The following is a 16,046-nucleotide window of genomic DNA, read 5'->3' on the forward strand; positions in this document are numbered from 1 at the left end:
CCGCCGAATGCGAAGCCGCCTACTACGCTCAACAACAGCCATCCCAGCCGGTGATGACTCAACCATGAAGCCGGCCAGAAAGTGGGGGCGGTTCACAGAGCGTGCGTACCCTTCTTAGGGTGTCTAGCTGTTGTGCAGGGTATGCACGCTCTGTGGGTTCGGCACGTGGGGCCGCAGCGGCGTCGATCAGCGCCCGCCGTGGCGGGGTTCGAGGCCGGATCGCTCGGGATCTGCACTGTCTCTCGGGATTTGCACTCGGAATAGGGCCCTAGAGTCGGTGCCGATCCCGAGTGGGGGTGCAGATCTGGGGGTGGATGCGGTGGGGGACATGTGATCTGGAGCTGGGAGTCTCGCGGGGACGAGCCGCGAACGCAGGGTGGGCCGGGGCCGTGACTCAGTCGTCAGTGATGTCCGTAAGCCGGTTTCGGAGCCATCCTTCGGTGCTGTGGGCATTCTGAGGCGCTCGTGGATTCAGCATCAGCGGTTTTGTGGATTGGAGAGCATCGTCGAACGAGTTGAAGATGTGGTCGTGGCCCGTGAAGCTATCTCCGTCGGCTATGTCGACCGATAGGCCCCATTCGTTGTCCCGGCCCTGGATCACGGCAAAATGCCCTTGCCAGCGGAGCTCGAGTTCCATTGCCCCCGAAGGGAACTCGGTGAAAGTGAAGACGATATCAGAACCGAATTCTTGACGTACCATGCTGTCCATCTCGTCTCTGGACCGGTTCATGCTCCACCGCCTGGTTCGAAGTACCCGACCGCTTCGGCCGATCTGTTGATAATTTCCATTGAACCGGGTGGATAACTGGGTTCTTCTGCGGGGATCGGCTGCCGCCTTCCGTTTTCTGCTGTCGAGTCGGCGTACCGCCTTGGCAGCTGCGTTCCGCACTCGGGGATCTGGATCGTTGAGCAGGCGGTCGAGTATTGCGTGTTGTGGGTGGATACCAAGTGTCGCGATCAAATGGGCTGTCGCCGAGCGCACCTTGGGGTCGAAGTCTTGTGCGCCTCGCTCGATGGCGTACGGCATGATCCAGTCGCGACGGTAACCGAGCAGCCGGATGAAGGCGCGGCGCAGTCCGGGGTCGGCGTCCCATGCGGCATGGTCCAGGAATCGCAGTGGTCCGGTCATGGTGGCGAGGGCGCGGCCGGCCGCACTCCGGACTCGCGGCGTACCGGTGGTGAACAGCTGCCACAGGGTCGGCTCGGCGCGCGGGTCGGCGATGCGGCCGAGCGCGCGTGCGGCGGCTACCGCATATCGGGTGTCGCACAGTCGGATCAGTGCGGCGAGGGCACGCTGGTCGCCGTGCCGCACGAGGATTCGGGCGGCTCGGTCGCGGACGGTCGGGTCGACGTCGTCCATCGCGTCGATCGCGGCCTGCACCGCCGCCTCGGTGCTGATCCGGGTGAGTGCGCGCAGGCTGTGATCGCGGGTGTCGGCAGTCCCGGCGGTGGCCGTCCGCGTCAGAGTCGCGACCGCGTCGGCGGAACCGATCCTGCCAAGGGCGTCGATCCCGGGCGTCCAGTCCGGATGGGCGCGCAGTCGCAGGCAGATCGCGGGTTCGGCCGCTGTCGCGCGGAGTTTACCCAGCGCATATGGTGCCTCGTACCACCATTCGGGCTCATCGAGATTCGCGATGAAAGCCGGAATGAGCGCCGCACCGTAGGTCGCCAGCCACTGCGGATCCTCGCGCCACGGCGGGTCGAGCGGCGACAGAAAACGGTCTCGAAGAGCTTCCTCGGCCGCGGACCCGCCGATCGCACGCAGTCTGCGCGCCGCCGCGAGGCGACACCAGCGCCAGTGCGGCTCGGCGCGCCGCACTATCTGGCCGAGAGTGACGATCTCGGCGGGCTCCGCGATGTCCGGTGGCAACGTGGTGATCGCGGCTGCCACCACCCCGGGGCGCTCGTCGGCGAGTCGGCTGCGGAGGCGGTCGGCGTCGGTGGTCGCTCTTGTCGCAACCATCGCCTCCCAATGGTCTTGTGAATCCCACCATTTGTCGGCGAGCCAGGCAGCATGCGGCGCGCTGCTGGCGGCGTAGATGGCGCCGCAGACCGCGGCGTGGCAGCACTGAGGAAGTCCGGTCTGGTAACCAGCGATCAGCTGGTCGAGAACCTGCGGATCTTGTTGAGCCGCAACCTGTCCGGCGAACTCGTGCCAGTGCTCTGTCGGCTCGGTCGGCGCGATCATGGCTGCCGGGGCGGGCGCCTCCGGTGTCGGCAGTCCCAGTTTCTCGCCGAGCAGCCGGTGGGCAGCACGCCAGTGCTGATATCGAGAGGGTGCGGCGTCGGCCAACTCCGTCAACTCCGCGAAGCGGACCACTGCCGCCGCGCGCCGGACGAAGATCCTCTCGACATACTCGATCGGTAGCTCCTGCGGCCGTTGTCGCAGCATCTCCACAATGTCGACCACGCTGGCTGGGACTCCCCAACGCAGCAACTGCGCCGCATGAACTCCGGCGGTAGGGGCCGCCGACAACCATGCCGCCCACCTGATCGCGGTCCCGTCGGCTATTACGTAGGCTCCGTTGGCAACTCGCTCGACGTACGCCGACAACAGTCGTTCGTCGTACCACAGCCAGCCCTCGTAGATTCGCGCCGCGATCCGCCGTATTCCCCTGTCGTCCACAATTTCCCATTCAACCCGATCTCGCGAATGCGCGTCGTTGTGGATTTTGCGAGCGCCGAGCTGAGCGTCGTCACCGGCGTCGGCGGAGTTGCGACTGCACGAGCGCCGGTGGATGTTGGCCACATCAATGGGCCGAGAGCTGTTCCCGGCGAGACGATTTCATTGATGCGGTCGACTCGGCGGTATCGATAGCGTTGATATCGCCGTCGAGGGCTCGAGGGATGATGTGGACGCACTCGTCCAGGTCGGGTTGCCGTGCGGCCCGAACATCATCGTGCCCAGGGATCAGGCGCTGATCTGGTGCCGGTGCGGCCGAGTGGGCGGGTCCTCCTGTTCGATGGGGTGCGGCCGGAGTGGCCGCACCCCATGCATGAGGTCAGGCTTGGTGGTACTCGGCCGCGACGTCGATGATCCAGGTGACGCCGAAGCGGTCGGCGAGCATGCCGAAAGCTGGGGCCCACTGGGCCGGGCCGAACGGTTCGATCACGGTCGCGTCCTTGGCCAGGCCTTCCCACACCGGGGTGACCTCGTCGATGCTCTCGCCGCGGACGGAAAGGAAGAACGGTTCCTCGGTGATCGTGGTGCCGTTCTCGCGGCGCGTGGTAGGCGCGGCCGGCGCGGTGGGTGCGTCTTGGCCGGGCACGTCGTAGCCCATCACTCGGAAGCCATTCTCGGCGACGACCTGGCCGAACACCACGTTCGTCGCGCCGGGCAGTTCGGCAGGCATCCCGAAGTCGGCGTAGGTGGCGATGGTGAGCTGCCCGCCGAACACCGACTGGTAGAACTCGAGGGCTTCGCGGGCCTGGCCGTGGAAGTTCAGGTGGGCGACAGCGTTGAGCGACATAGTGTTTCGGTCCTTTATGAATGGGTTGGCCGCCGGAGGCTTCCGGCGACAAAGCCCACGGTGTCACCAGTACCGGTCAGGGAACGTCCGCTACTCATGGCAGCCTGGAGGCATGCCCCTCGCTTCGTCGACGACAACCTCCAGCAGGCTGCTCTCGCTGCTGTCCCTGCTGCAGGCCCGCCGCGACTGGCCCGGCGGCCTGCTGGCCCAGCGGTTGGGCGTCAGCGACCGGACGGTGCGCCGCGACGTCGACCGGCTGCGCGAGCTCGGTTATCCGGTCCAAGCGGTGAAAGGACCCGACGGCGGCTATCGGCTCGAAGCGGGCCAGCACGTACCGCCGTTGCTGTTCGACGAGGATCAGGCGGTCGCGCTCGCAGTGGCGTTGCGAATCGCCGTCGGGACGGGCGCGGGCATCGAGGAGGCGGCCGCGCGAGCACTGGCCACCGTCCGGCAGGTCTTGCCGTCCCGGTTACGGCAGCGCGTCGATGCACTGGAAATCAGCGCGGCCGAGCGCGGTGCCGAACCTCAGGTCGACACCGGTGTCCTGCTCACACTGAGCGCCGCCGTCCGCGCCGGGGAGGAACTGCGGTTCGACTACCGTTCCCCGGGACGCCCCGAAGACACCGAGCCGAGACCGCCCCGCCGGGTGCAACCACACCACCTCGTAGTCCGGACCGGACGCTGGTATCTGATCGGCTGGGATCCCGACCGCGCGGACTGGCGAATCTACCGCGCCGACCGCATGACACCGCGTGTCCCGAACGGACCGCGATTCCCGCCCCGCGAAGTCCCGGGCGGCGACGTGGCCGTATTCCTGTCGGCCCAGTTCAAAGGTTCCGCAACGGACACCTGGCCCTGCCGCGGCGAGGTGATCCTCGACCTGCCCGCAACAGAGGTAGCCCCGTTCGCGGGCGACGGCCTCGTCGAAGAACTCGGCACTCGGACCAGGTTGACGACCGGGTCCTGGTCCTGGCCCGCCCTCGCCGCGGCACTGGCCCGTTTCGACACCGAGATCGAGGTGATCGCACCACCAGAGCTGTGTGTCGCGTTCGCCGAACTGTCCCGCCGCGCCGCCCGCGCCGCCGGAACCGATTAGGACGGCAAACCCCTGGCCGACACCCCGGCGGCGTGTCTGCATCCCCGCCGTCCGAGACCACACAGACTGGCTCGAACGCAAGGGATTTCGGCCGACGACCGTATCCGCGATTCGTCGTCGGCTCGGATAGGCGATCACAGCATGCCACCGCGTGCGTGGAGTCGGCATTGAATTCACGCACGCAGCCGTCTTCGGAGCAGTTGCGTCGGTGCTCGGTTCGCCGCCGCGCGTTCCCTCAGTCGCTCAACGCTTTTCCTGTTATGAGGTGAGGTCTCGGGCCGAGGTCCAGGAGACCTGCTCGAGAGGTGCATGCGACGCCAGCGCCTTGTCGTCGAATGCGGCCACACCGCCGGTACTGAGGTCGCCCAGACAGTGGGAATGCTCAGCAGCGCGAATGCGCTAGGGGCCCTCTGTTGGTGTCGTCGGTGGCGGAGTGGATTTTAGTGAACGCCGAAATTCGAGGAACGAACGATCGACATCGATCGGCTCATCCAAGCGCCACACATTTCCGCGTTTGACCAATTCACCCGTGGCTGTGAAGGGGAGCCGATCTCGATGGGCTGAAATCGCCCAGTCGTAGTCCGCAGCACCGAGAGGGATGACAACTCGACGCACTCTGCCGCCGACGTCGGCGTGGACAACGATCTCGCCACCCTGCTCGTGATCGGGTACTCCGCTGTCGTCAGTGAGCTTCAGCTCTTTGACGGGGCCGACGATGGTGACTCTCTCGGGATCGGCTCGCCGCACCAGTCGCCGTTCGATCTCCGGCAGCTCGTCGATGAGGACACGGTCCAGGGATACCCGGTTCGGCACCACTGCCTGCTGGGGTTCTGCGGCTGCCCACTCGAAGGACAAGTCGAGAGAACGGAGTCCTTCGGTCCCGCCGATATCCTGCAGAGCTTGCACGATCTGTAATTTAAGTCCCTGGTCGACAGCTTCGTCGACGTCATTGAACTCGCCTTGGTTGGCTGCGAATCTGCGTGTCACGTCGAGGCTTCTGGCGAGGGTGGTCATTACTTGGCGTGTGAAGCTTGGTACGACCTCGCCACCAGGGGATACCTCGCGCGATGGTTTGACGCTGGCGTCGTCGATGCGGGCTGCCACGGTAATGATGAAGCTGCCTTTTTTGGTATGCCCCATGCGAACGTCGTCGTTAAGGAACCCATTGACCAGATCTGGCGCACGACCGCGCCCACTGGCCAACGGGTTGTGGGCTGATACCGCGGCGGCGCGAATCATTTGGTCGATGTTGTCGAGCAACGACGTCGCCTGGCGCAGGGGTATCGTCCCGTCGGTCATGCTCTGGTCGACGCGGACGAAGAACAAGTCTGCGTGTATCGACGCGACTTGCTCGACAAGCTCGGACAACGCCAGATCGTACGTATGGGTGATGGCAATGACCGCCTCACGCAGACGTTTGGCATAGTCGACGAAGGACGGCTCGCGGGGCAGCAGCACTGACACCGGCCGTTCCCCTGCAGCGCCCTCCAGCACCCACACCTGGTCGAATGTTCGATCCCGCTGGATGGTCCAGTTGCGGGTCGCGAGGAACTGGGCGACGTTGGCAGGGGTCAGGACATCGCCGTACTCGGCTATGGAGTCTGAGATACTACCGGCTGCCATCTACTCGCCTCCTCCATCAACTCGAGCATCGACTTCGGTGTCAGGATGTTCCCCTTGGGGAGGTGAACAGTCTGGTTCTCTTGCCCCTTCTTCAGGGGTGGAAATACGTGGCCCCATTGCCAGTACATGAAGCTTCGTGCAAGAAGGCCTTCGCGGTCCAGCTTCAGCCAGTGTCCCACTTCAGGAGGCACAACCAAGACGCAGAACAGTGCGGGGCTGGACCGGTTGAGCTTTGACAGAAGGTCGTAGGTCCGAGACTCCAACGCCCACGCTATCGTGTCTTGTCGCTGGATTGCTGTCTGACCGGAGCATTTGAGCTGTATGTCGATCTTGGGCCCGTACATATAAGGGGAGTAGTCGACGCTCGAGGCGAGGGTTGTGTCTCTGCCGTCGTAGTCCTGAGACCACGTGCCGACTGTAAGCCCGCACGAACTGGCAAGCATGTGAACATAGGAGATGCTCAGGTCTTCTTTCATCGCGCTGACAGGCAACGAGCCATCAGGTATCTGATGAGACAACGTGACTGTCACTGCGTTCCCCCCACGCCAAACATGGCTCATTGAACCATGCGATCAAGCCCAGGCGCTCACTAACGAGAGGAGTGGTACGTGTGTCGTGTTCCGCCTCCGGCGAGGGTTGCGTCACGGAATCGTCGTCAAGCTATTCTTCAGCGCCTCCCCGTGAGTGTCGTTGGGTGTCAACATCATTCGATTACGTGATCGCTTGGTCTCCGCAGGATCTGCGGGCGGTATTCAGGACTTGCAGGAGTGCGGATCATGAAACCTTCCATCATTCGAAACGAGCGTGGCAGGCGTGTCTTCGGAGCAGTCGCGGCGGTGCTCGGTTCGCCGCCGCGCGTTCCCTCAGTCGCGCAGTGCCTTTTCCCGCAATGAGGTGAGGATTCGAGCCAAGATACGGGAGACCTGCATTTGGGAGACGCCGATTTGTGCGGCGATCTCGCTCTGGGATTTGTATTCGTAGAAGCGCATGATCAGGATTCGGCGCTCTGCTTCGGGGAGTGCCGCGATCAAGGGGCCGACGGTGAGGTAGTTCTCGACGGTGCGGTAGTGCGGATCGTCGGTGCCGAGTAGGTCCAAGACCGATCGAGAGGTGTAGTCGTCGGGGTTGGTGTTGGTCGTCGCGTCGATGGGGAAGGCCTGATAGCCGTTGCGGGCGACGAGGGCGTGCGTGACCTCGACCAAGTCGACGTCCAAGTAGGTGGCGACTTCTCTGGCCGTTGGCGGGCGGCCGAGCTGGTTACCGAGCGTCTCGATCGCCGAACCGAGGGCTTTCTGAATCTCCTTGAGCCGCCGCGGTACTCGTACCGCCCAGGTTCGGTCGCGAAAGTGGCGCCGGACCTCACCCATGATGGTGGGAACCGCGAAAGCGAGGAAGGACCCACCGTAGCTGGGGTCGAAGCGGTCGATGGCTTGCACGACGCCCACCGAGGCGGACTGAAGCAGATCGTCGAAGGGTTCGCCGCGGCCCGCGAATTTCCGGGCGATGTGTTCGGCCAACGGCAGGCAACGCCGGATCAGGTTTTCCCGCAAGACAATTCGGCGTGGATCGCTGGTCTCGTACTCGGCGAGTTCGCCGAGTAGCGGCTCGATGTCGTCGTAGCTCTCCCGCCCGGAGTGCCGGGCGGCTGACCTCGCGGGCGTCGCCACTGTCGCTGTGGCGGTACGAGGGACTCGACTGGTGCTCGCGAACTCGGCGGTTGATGGCATCGCCGACGTGCTGGATTTGTAAGACATGCTGACCCCTCTGTTGGCGCACAATCGCGCGGCAACTGCCGGGGGTCAGGGACAGTAGGCTCACTTGGGGAACACGCTAGATTTTTCAACGTGTCTCGAATTCCAGGCTACATCTACGGCACCGCGCTGGGTAGGTATTGAAACCCACGCATACGGGTAAGGAACCAAGGTGATGGCTGCGGATACTGGAGGCGACGCCCGCGATCGGACATGTGCCGATGCAGCGGCCGATGCCTGAATCCGCAGGCAGTTCCGACCGCTCTGCGGATCGGGTGCGTGCTGCGTTGGCCGCGGCATTGCACGCCGCCGATGATGGGCTGGATGCGTTGGTGCGGGTGTGCCGGGTCGGCCTGACGTGTTTGCCGGTCGACGGGATGTCGATCTCGCTTGTTGTCGAGGGGACACAGGGCGAAACGTTGTATGTCAGCGACGAAGTGATCTCGCGGATCGAGACGCTGCAATTCAGCCTCGGCGAAGGCCCGTGCTTCGAGGCCTTCGATACTCGCCGTCCAGTGCTCGTCGCAGACCTCGCAACGAGCACCACCCCGGCATGGCCAGTCCTCGCGACGGAGATAGCGGCCGAACCCATCGGCGCGATTTTCGCCTTCCCGCTGTTGCGCGGTGCGATCAGCCTCGGCGCGATGGACCTCTATCGCCGCCATCCCGGCACGTTGTCCGCGATCGAGATATCGATCGCGCTGTACATCGCCGATATCGCGACGCACGCGTTGCTCGGCCTGCGGCTGGATGCGATCGACGCCCGTTGGTGGACGGAACTGCCGAGCAACCGCGCGCAGGTGAATCAGGCCATCGGAATGCTGATTTCCGCGTTGGGGTTGTCCGCCGAACAAGTACTCGCCCGGCTGCGCGGCTACGCCTTCGTGGCCGGGAGACTTGTCGATGATGTCGCTGATGACTTGGTCCATCGTCGGCTCGACCCCCGCGAACTCGGTCAGCCATGACCGATGCGAATCGAAACCACGGTGTGCGCGCCGCTCGCACGGCAGCTCGAGAACTATTCTGTGATGTGGAGGGCGGAGAGGAAATCATGGCAACGTTGACGGGCAACGACCGCGAGTACGGCCTGCTGGACACGTTCGTCCAACTGGCCGACACCATGGTCGACGACTATGACATCGCCGAGGTACTCCACGAACTCGTCATGTGCTGTGTCCAGTTCCTCGACGCTGCCGCCGCCGGACTGGTGTTGTCCGACGAGAGGGGCAGCGTGCAGTTGCTGGCCTCGTCTACCGAGCAGACTCGGATGCTCGAGTTGTACCAGATCCAAACCGACGAGGGCCCCTGCCTGGAGTGTGTGCACACCGGTCGCCCGGTCCTGATCGCGAACCTGGCCAGCGAGGTCGAGCGGTGGCCGCTGTTCGTTCCTCGCGCCCTCGACGAGGGCTTCGCCTCGGTGCACGCCGTCCCGTTGCGGCTGCGCCAGCAGACCATCGGTGCGCTGAATCTGTTCGGCGACAAGCCGATACCGATGTCGGAACAGGATATTCGGGTCGCGCGTGCGCTCGCGGACACCGCGACGATCGGCATCCTGCAGGAGCGCGCGATCCGGCGCGGCGAGGTCCTCACCGAACAACTCCAAGCCGCGCTCAACGCGCGCATCGTCATCGAACAGGCGAAGGGCGTGCTCGCCCACGCAGGCAACCTCGACATGGACGAGGCCTTTCAGGCGTTGCGCGGCTACGGACGTCAGCACAGTGCGCGGCTGTCCGAGATCGCCCACCAGCTCGTCACCGGCCTCATTCACCCCCGGATGATCCTGACCAAGTAGCCGAGCTGGACGCGGAACTCATCGTCGAAGTGTCCACATCCGCCGGATCCCGCGCCGGACCGCTAGGCGGGCGACGCGGGATCGGGGACTGTTGCGGGACAGCGGGATTCGGCCCGTCTCAGTGCAGGACGGTCGAGCCAATCCAATCGCGAACGGCGGCTTGGTATTCGGTGGTGTTCGGGGCCAGATTGACCGAATGTCCGCTGTTCGGGAGTACGAACGTGCGCAACCGGGCGGCGGAGTTGAAGAACGGTGCCTCTTCGGCGGCCAGGGTCGCCGTATTCGCGCAGGCGTTGAGGCACAACCGATCCGCGCTCCCGTTGACAACCAGCACCGGCACGTTGATGGTGTTGGTGATCGGCGGCACGGTGGAGGTCAGTCCGTCGGGATATTCGGTGAGCGCGAAGACGTCCTTTGTTGCCTCGTCGGTGGCGATCACTTGGGGATCATCGCCTGCGCCGTGGAAGTCGGCGGCGCGGGTTCCCGGCCGCGTCGTCAGATAGCCCGGGTCGTAGCCTTGGCCCGCGAACTTGGGGTCGGACGCGGCCGGCTGATAGGTGGCGACGACGGCGGTCACGCCGACCGCATCCAGGCTGTGCGAAAAGCCGGTGAGCAGAACGCCATCCACATCGTGATGAGTGCTCGCCTCATTGACGGCGATCCCGGAACTGAGCGAGTGCCCGCCGGTGATGATCTTGCTGAAAGCTTGTCCACCCAGCTGCCCCTGCCGCAAGGCGCCGACGAGGTCGTGCAGCGCGACGACCGAGGTGGTCGCGGTCAGCAGCGCGCTCGGTGGCCTGCTGCTGGCGCCCGTGCCGAACCGATCCACGACAAGTGTCGCGTACCCCGCGTTGTTCATCGCCCGCCGAAAACTATAGGTTTCCGGGTTGTACGGGAAATCCCAATAGGTGTGATTGTAGTTGGAACCGGGCAGCAATACCGTGATGGTGTTCGTGGCGGTGGCCGGCATGCAGAGGGTCGCGGACAGGTTTCCTAAAGGCGGTTGCGGGAAGGAAATTACGGAGCAACCGCCCGGTGGAACGGGTTGCTCGGCATGCGCTACGGCGGGCACGAATAGCAGCACCGTTGACACGACAATTGCTCGGATCGAGACTCGCATGACGGGGATCTCCCCTCGGAGAAAAACGGGAAGACCTGTTCGGCATTCCCGTTCAATCATTTTGGTGCGGAGAGAGTAGCCCGTCGACGTGGCTGCGCGCTACGACGATGCCGAAATCAGATGCATTGTTGCACAAAGGAAACCGAAATTAGCCAGTTGTGTCGTCATTCAAAGAGATGATGGGCAGCGCTATTTCGCGTTTGGATCAAAGGAGCGTCGAGATCCGCGACAGCCTGCGCAGCGCGCATATCAAGTGAGGTGCAAGCCGAGTTCGGCGAACAGACTTTGTTGAGCTAGCGAGAGCTTCGGCAGCCACCTCCGCGCGTTGTTTCCACTGGCGGCGTGCGGTATCGGTGTATGTCCGGTCGATACCGCACGTCATCTGGCGGTGATTGTTACTTCGCCTGGCCTAGCCCGAGGTTGGGGAGGAGCGTGTAGGCGCCGGGTGCGCTCGGTTCGGCGGGCTGGGGTGACTGCGGCGCTTTGCCGGATCCGATGACGGTCGTGGTGAAGATCGGCGCCGGGGACGGATAGCACGAGACCGGGACGTTAACCGCGAAGGGACCTGCTTGTGCGTTGACGGTCATGGTCAGGCCTGGATCGGTGTAGCTGGTGCCGGCCAGTGTGGTCGTGATCGAGCCGGAGTTGCCTGCCGTCACGTTCACGCCGATCGTGGGCAACGTGAACGTCGAACCGCCGGCGAGCCGGTTGGTTACCTTGATGGCGGCGCGGCCGCCGCTGGTGTCGATCGTGGCGTTGACGGTACCGCCGGTCAGGGACGAGGAAACATAGGTGGAGTTGGTCGGGAACGGGGCGATCAGTGTCAGATCGCGAACGTAATTAATCTTGTATCCCCCTTGATTGCTGGGAATCTGCCCCTGGCCGGAGGTCAGTGTGATCGCGACCGCGGAACCGGGCGTCGCCGTAGCCGGTGCCGTGCCGCTGACCTGCATGGCCATCGTGGATTCCTGCGGGGCACCGATCGGCGGCCTGGCCTGACACTTGAAGTTGACGGTCACCGGGTCCGCCGAAGCGGGCCCGGCCAACAGCGCAACGGGCGCAAGGGCGAGTGAGACAAGAGCGGAGATCGTGGATATGCGAACAAATGTTGCCGAATGCGATTTCATCGCCGTTCCTCAGAATCTTTTCGGGCGCACGCACGACTGCATTGAGCCGTACGTGACAGCGAGCAGTGAAGTAACAAACCAGCCATCCGAAATTCGGATGCTTCTGATTCGGTACAACGATTATGTGCATGGTGCACAGCGCAGATAAAGCCGCCCGACTGGGGATTTGACTGGGGAACGATCATGGAAACGCGAGTAGTTTTGGCGCGAATTCCGGTGGTGCGCTGGCAGACTGGCGCGGGTCCGGGCTTTTCGCCGGCCCCGGCGGCCACACATTGGTGACTTTACCGATCAACCGAACGCAGGGCTGGGATGACGGAGCGGCCCAGTTCTGCAAGGGCTGCAAGGGGATTGGGGCCGAGAGGGGGGCCGAAGGAAATGTGGCGGGCGCCGAGTTCGTGTAGCTGGAGGCAACCCTCGATCACCTCGTCGGGGGACCCGACGACGGCCAGGGACATCATGCGGTCATCGATGAACTCCACGGCTGTTTCGAGATCCCCTGCGCGAGCGTATCTTCCGGCGTCATGGAAGTCGGAGGGTTGTAAACCGGCCGGGGCCAGGTGATCTGGGGAGAAGGACTGGCCGTAATATGCGAGTTTCTCGGCGAGTGCCCGACGTGCGGCGTCACGCTCCCCGACGGACACCCAGATGCACGCCGGTAGATCGAACGCTTCGATGTCGCGGTCCGCGTCGCGCAAGCCGGCGTGAATATCGTCGCTGATCTTGTCGAAGATATCCGGTCGGGGGAGCAGGGGGAGCGCCCCGTCGGCGATTTGGCCGGCGAGCCGCCGCATCTGTGGCCCCGTCGCTCCGATGTACACCGGTACCGGGCTGGTCAGCGGGAAGCGAAGCGCGGACGACTCGCCCCACCAGTCCGGCAGATCGTTCTCGGATATGTCGGAGTGCCCGAGCAGTGCCCGCAGGGCCGTAACCGACTGTCGCACAGTCGTCATCGGCCGACGCCGCTGTAGACCGGCCCAGCCGAGAAAGTCGGTCGCCCCGGCGCCTACCCCGAGCGCGAACCGGCCGCCGGAGACCTCCTGGGCAGTCGCTGCCACCATCGCGATCTCGGTGGTGTGCACCGTGTACGGATTCATGATGCCGACGCCGAGCTGGATGCGTTCGGTACGCGCGGCGAGCGCGCCCAGTAGCACGGGAGCGGACCGCAGCAGCAGATCGTGCGATATCCAGAGTTGGTCCACGCCTGCGGCTTCGGCGGCCGAAGCCAGCCGCAGGAGTTCTTCGTAGGACAGATCATTGTTGACGCGAATCGATGTTTTCATTCCCATGCTTTCCGAAAGTCGTGAGCGGGCAATGCTTCTCGCGCACGGGCGTGCCGAACGAGATACGCGGCACCGATGCACCCCAGTGCGGCAATGATCAACGCGCGCATGAACCCGGTCGCCGATGCGCCGCACACGCCGAGCACGGCAACGCCGAGCACACTGCCGATCTGCCGGGCCATGGTCAGCAGCGCCGATGCCGCCCCGGCGTGGCCGGTGGTGGCGACCCGAAGCAGGTCAGCGGTCGCCGAAGTGATCGCGATATCTATCCCGAGACCGACGAAGAACGACGCCCCGACGATCAGCCCCAGCGCAGACGACCACACGCCGACCGCCATGGCGAGGAACCCGCCTGCGATGACCAGCAGGCCGGTCAGCATGGCGGTGTTATTCGACGATCGTCGCGCGATCCAACCGCCGCACGTCGCACCGAACACCGCCCCGGCGGCCTCCACTGTGATAACCAAACTCGTTTGCAGGGGCGACAATCCAGCGACCCGCTGAAGAAATCCAGCTATCAGAAAGAGCTGCCCGTAGAAACCGAAGTTGACCACGAACGCCACCACCGCGGTCGCGCGCGCCGCCGGATGACGCAGCAGGGACAACTGCAGCGCGGGGGCGGGGTAACGACGTTCGACCGCGGTAAAGCCCACCGCGAGCAGCACGCCGACGGCCACGAGCACCGGACCTGCGGCCGAGTCCGCTCCCCACTCGATCACCCCGGCCACGAACGCCGTCAGCGCCGCCAGGAACACGCCTTGGCTCAGCAGATTCAGGCGATTGCGCACGATCCGCGTCTCGCGGAGACACCGCTGGGACAGGATCAGCGTGCCGAGGGCCAGAATCAGGTTGGCCCAGAACAGACTTCGCCATCCGAAGGCGGAGACGAGCACACCGCTGCACACCAGCCCCGCCACCGCGGCGGTACTCCCGACCGTCGCCCAGATGACGATCGCGCGAGCCCGACGGCGATCGTCCACGTAACCGGCCTTGAGCAACGACAGGGAACCGGGCATCACCGCCGCCGCACCGACCCCCTGCAGCGCCCGGCCGACAATGAGCAGTCCGCCCGAATCGGCCACCGCGCACAGTGCCGACCCCACGGCGATCAACCCGGCCCCGTTCAGATACATCCGCCGCGCACCCCACCGGTCGGCGAGCGCGCCGCCGGTGAGCAGCAATGCCGTGAAGGCCAGGACATAGGAGTCGACGATCCACGGCGCCAGCCCGGCACCGATACCGAGTTGCTCCTGCAACTGCGGCAATCCCACTGTGACGATGGTGTTGTCGAAGGTGACCAGGGCGAAGCCGAGGCACAACGCGACCAATAACCACGTCGACGGTTCGTGCGTTGGGCTGACGGCGGAGGGGAGCGTCTTGCGGCCGGACGAATCGGCGCGGGGCACGAGCACCGCAGGCTCGTCCCGTAACGTCACAGATCCTTCGCCGCCGTCGAGGTGAGGTGATGGGCCCCGACGAGCTGCCGCCCGCGTGCGGCGACCAAGGCGTGACGGGAGATCACCACCGCGTCGCGCCAGCATCCCTCCAGCCCGTTGCGCCGGTGGATCGCCGCCGAGCCTGCGGCGTCGAACAATTCGCGGCACACCTGCTCCGCGGCATCGACCATCTGACAGCAGGCCGAGCGCAGCAACGCCACCTGCGCGGTGGGCACCTCGCCGGCCATCGCGTCGGACCATGCGACGCTCGTCGCGCTGTCGAGGAACGCCACCGCGGCCTGCACTCGTCCGTGCGCCCGGCCGTAGGCCGCCTGCGCGACAGGCTGTTCGGCCAGCGGTCCAGACCCGTAGCGAGTGCGGGTGCCGCCCGCGAGTTCCGCGAAGGCGGCGAGCGCTCGGTCGGCGGTCGCCCGCGCAACCTCCGCGATGCAACCGGCCAGCAGTGCGTAGAGCGGGTATCGGAAGATCGGTGCATCGATGACAGGCGGTCCGGTCAGGTCGATGCCATGCGCGAGCGGCACCTCGGTGTCGCAGCTGAGGGTGTAGGAGGCGCTACCGCGCAAACCCAGTGCATCCCAATCTTTTTCGGTGCTTATCGCCTCGGAAGGAACCAGCCACCAGCGGGTGACCGAGACCCCGTCGGGTCCGGTCACGGGCGCCGCGAGCGCCGCCAGAGTCATCGAAGGCGCCCCGGTCACCAGCGGCCAGCAGCCCTGTAGCCGTACCCGCTCGCCGTGCCGGACGGCGGTGCCGACGGGCACCGAGGAACCGCCGACCACCAGACGGCGGCCGGCGAAATCCTGCGCCACGGACGGGGCGAGGCGGGACAGAAACGCCCCCGCCGGGCCGTGGATCGCCGCCACCCACCCAGCGGCCGGATCGGCGGCGGATACCTCGCGTACCGCCGCCAGCAGCTGCGGCGCCGACCACTCCAGGCCGCCGAACTGTCTCGGCAGCGTGGCCAGCGGTAGTGCGGACTCCACTAGTTCCTGCCACACCTCCGGATGCAACGTCCCGTGCCGCTCGCCATACTCTCGGTGCGCCTGCGCGGCCTGGCATAGCTCCGTCACCGCCACGGTTCCGGCATCGACGGGAGGTGTACTGAATGTGGTCATCACGCACTCCATCGCGAAAAAGCCGGTGCTACCTGGGCGGACAGCACCCGACCTGGTTCTCGATCGGCACTTCATATGCCGTCATTTAACGGTACATACCGTTGTCTGACGGGCCATAACTTAAGAGTAAGTTCGCGGTATGGGTTGATAACTCGAAGCACGGCTTACGTCGACCAGCGCGGCTGGGGCTGCGGGTGCCGTTGGCTTGCAAG

General features: G+C 65.0%; 13 protein-coding genes. 3 read left to right on the forward strand and 10 right to left on the reverse strand.

Features of this window, described 5'->3' with window-relative positions:
• Nucleotides 1-394: 394 nt before the first annotated feature.
• Both ACFWF1_RS38780 and ACFWF1_RS38785 read right to left on the reverse strand, forming a co-directional pair.
• Entirely contained in the window at nt 395-2,626 is a 2,232-nt protein-coding gene (locus ACFWF1_RS38780; protein ID WP_379281228.1) for a HEAT repeat domain-containing protein, read from the reverse strand.
• A gap of 376 nt (nt 2,627-3,002) precedes the next feature.
• Nucleotides 3,003-3,470 carry a VOC family protein gene (locus ACFWF1_RS38785; protein ID WP_379281229.1) on the reverse strand — a complete coding sequence of 156 codons (468 nt, stop codon included), beginning with the start codon at nt 3,468-3,470 and terminating at the stop codon, nt 3,003-3,005.
• A 112-nt stretch (nt 3,471-3,582) separates the two neighbouring features.
• On the opposite strand from ACFWF1_RS38785, the gene ACFWF1_RS38790 reads away from it, so the two are divergent.
• Nucleotides 3,583-4,566: a helix-turn-helix transcriptional regulator gene (locus tag ACFWF1_RS38790; protein ID WP_379281230.1), complete on the forward strand. Its 984-nt coding sequence runs from the start codon at nt 3,583-3,585 to the stop codon at nt 4,564-4,566.
• Between the two features lie 399 nt (nt 4,567-4,965).
• Here ACFWF1_RS38790 and ACFWF1_RS38795 read toward each other — a convergent pair whose 3' ends face one another.
• The 3 genes from ACFWF1_RS38795 to ACFWF1_RS38805 form a co-directional block, all read right to left on the reverse strand.
• Nucleotides 4,966-6,189: a hypothetical protein gene (locus tag ACFWF1_RS38795; RefSeq protein ID WP_379281231.1), complete on the reverse strand. Its 1,224-nt coding sequence runs from the start codon at nt 6,187-6,189 to the stop codon at nt 4,966-4,968.
• The gene (locus ACFWF1_RS38800; protein ID WP_379322268.1) at nt 6,159-6,749 is read right to left on the reverse strand and encodes a DUF4365 domain-containing protein; all 591 of its coding nucleotides are present in this window, start codon (nt 6,747-6,749) and stop codon (nt 6,159-6,161) included. Before ACFWF1_RS38800 ends, ACFWF1_RS38795 begins: the two co-directional genes overlap by 31 nt.
• A gap of 303 nt (nt 6,750-7,052) precedes the next feature.
• A complete protein-coding gene (locus ACFWF1_RS38805; protein ID WP_379281233.1) occupies nt 7,053-7,943 on the reverse strand; it encodes an RNA polymerase sigma factor SigF in 891 nt (296 codons plus the stop codon).
• A 230-nt stretch (nt 7,944-8,173) separates the two neighbouring features.
• Between ACFWF1_RS38805 and ACFWF1_RS38810 the strand changes: the two genes are divergently transcribed.
• Nucleotides 8,174-8,905 carry a GAF and ANTAR domain-containing protein gene (locus ACFWF1_RS38810; RefSeq protein ID WP_379281234.1) on the forward strand — a complete coding sequence of 244 codons (732 nt, stop codon included), beginning with the start codon at nt 8,174-8,176 and terminating at the stop codon, nt 8,903-8,905.
• 86 nt (nt 8,906-8,991) lie between these two features.
• Complete coding sequence (locus tag ACFWF1_RS38815) at nt 8,992-9,732, forward strand: GAF and ANTAR domain-containing protein (RefSeq protein ID WP_379281235.1); 741 nt, start codon at nt 8,992-8,994, stop codon at nt 9,730-9,732.
• Nucleotides 9,733-9,850: 118 nt separating this feature from the next.
• Here ACFWF1_RS38815 and ACFWF1_RS38820 read toward each other — a convergent pair whose 3' ends face one another.
• The 5 genes from ACFWF1_RS38820 to ACFWF1_RS38840 form a co-directional block, all read right to left on the reverse strand.
• Nucleotides 9,851-10,702 carry an alpha/beta hydrolase gene (locus ACFWF1_RS38820; RefSeq protein WP_379281236.1) on the reverse strand — a complete coding sequence of 284 codons (852 nt, stop codon included), beginning with the start codon at nt 10,700-10,702 and terminating at the stop codon, nt 9,851-9,853.
• A gap of 545 nt (nt 10,703-11,247) precedes the next feature.
• Nucleotides 11,248-11,811: a hypothetical protein gene (locus ACFWF1_RS38825; protein WP_379281237.1), complete on the reverse strand. Its 564-nt coding sequence runs from the start codon at nt 11,809-11,811 to the stop codon at nt 11,248-11,250.
• Between the two features lie 452 nt (nt 11,812-12,263).
• Nucleotides 12,264-13,262 carry an LLM class flavin-dependent oxidoreductase gene (locus tag ACFWF1_RS38830; protein WP_379281238.1) on the reverse strand — a complete coding sequence of 333 codons (999 nt, stop codon included), beginning with the start codon at nt 13,260-13,262 and terminating at the stop codon, nt 12,264-12,266.
• Complete coding sequence (locus tag ACFWF1_RS38835) at nt 13,259-14,698, reverse strand: MFS transporter (protein ID WP_379281239.1); 1,440 nt, start codon at nt 14,696-14,698, stop codon at nt 13,259-13,261. The genes ACFWF1_RS38830 and ACFWF1_RS38835 overlap by 4 nt, the downstream gene beginning before the upstream one ends.
• Nucleotides 14,695-15,834 carry an acyl-CoA dehydrogenase family protein gene (locus ACFWF1_RS38840; RefSeq protein WP_379281240.1) on the reverse strand — a complete coding sequence of 380 codons (1,140 nt, stop codon included), beginning with the start codon at nt 15,832-15,834 and terminating at the stop codon, nt 14,695-14,697. Before ACFWF1_RS38840 ends, ACFWF1_RS38835 begins: the two co-directional genes overlap by 4 nt.
• Nucleotides 15,835-16,046: the final 212 nt, after the last annotated feature.

The sequence above is a fragment of the Nocardia sp. NPDC060255 genome (assembly GCF_042727395.1).
Classification (GTDB): Bacteria; Actinomycetota; Actinomycetes; order Mycobacteriales; family Mycobacteriaceae; genus Nocardia.